This is a genomic window from Bradyrhizobium uaiense (assembly GCF_010811875.1).
Lineage (GTDB): Bacteria > Pseudomonadota > Alphaproteobacteria > Rhizobiales > Xanthobacteraceae > Bradyrhizobium > Bradyrhizobium uaiense.
In genome coordinates, this window is record NZ_VKHP01000509.1 from 1 (window position 1) to 1167 (window position 1167).

Here is a 1167-nt window from a genome sequence, read left to right on the forward strand (position 1 = left end):
ATACCAATCCGCGGAGGTGCTGACTCACGGCGGGCATTCCCAAATCAGAGGATCGATGATTCAACATGGCAACTGGAGGGAGTTGCCATGGGCCAACCGATTGCGGTTCGAACGGATTTTGCAGCGGTTGAGGTGCGCCGGCTCGCGCGGCGGGCGAAGGACAGCGATCAGGTCCGGCGCCTTCTGGCGATCGCTGCGGTGCTCGATGGCGCATCGCGGGCGGAGGCCGCCAAGGTCGGCGGGATGGACCGGCAGACACTTCGCGACTGGGTGATCCGGTTCAACGAGCAAGGGCCTGATGGTCTGATCAATGTTCCCGCGCCAGGTGCGCCGGCGAAGCTCAACACGGAGCACCGGGCGTTTCTGGCGCGGATCGTGGACGAAGGGCCGACCCCGCCCATCCATGGCGTGGTGCGCTGGCGGGCCTGTGACCTGATCATGCGGCTGTATGAGGAGTTCGGCATCTCGGTGTCAGACGATACGGTCTATCGAGCCCTCAAGGACCTCGGCTTCTCACACGTCAGCGCGCGGCCGAGAGCGTACAAGCAGGATCCCGAGGCGATCGAGGCATTTAAAAAAAATTCTACGCTCGCGTGGAGGAAATCCGCAGCAGCCTTGCGCCGGACACGCCGGTAGAAGTGTGGTTCCAGGACGAGATGCGGGTGGGGCAGAAGAACAAGCTCACCTATCGCTGGGCTAGAAAGGGATCGCGGCCGCGGGCCGCTCACGACCAGCGCACGCAATCGACCTACCTGTTCGGTGCCGTGTGCCCGGAGCTCGGAACCGGCGCGGCACTGGTTCTGCCCTTCTGCAACAGCGAGGCCATGCAGCTTCATCTCAACGAAATCGCACGCAAGGTCAGCCCTGGCGCCCACGCCATCGTCATCCTTGATCAGGCCGGGTGGCACGGAGCGAAGGAGCTGAAGATCCCGCACAACATCTCGCTGATGCCGTTGCCGCCGCGTTCGCCCGAGCTGAACAGCCAGGAGAATATCTGGCAGTTCATGCGCCAAAATTGGCTGTCAAACCGCGTCTTCCAATCCTATGACAACATCGTCGATCACTGCTGTTACGCTTGGAACACTCTCATCGATCAGCCGTGGCAGATCATGTCAATCGCGCTCCGCGATTGGGCCTACATCGGTCGATCAATTTGAGGATTGGTAT

At 61.5% G+C, this 1167-nt stretch carries 1 protein-coding gene; it reads left to right on the forward strand.

Annotation, left to right across the window (positions count from 1 at the left end; genetic code table 11):
- Nucleotides 1-87: 87 nt before the first annotated feature.
- A protein-coding gene (locus FNJ47_RS46155; RefSeq protein ID WP_175068523.1) for an IS630 family transposase occupies nt 88-1157 on the forward strand; the annotation gives its coding sequence in 2 pieces (ribosomal slippage) (nt 88-582 and nt 585-1157; 1068 coding nt in all).
- Nucleotides 1158-1167 lie beyond the last annotated feature (10 nt).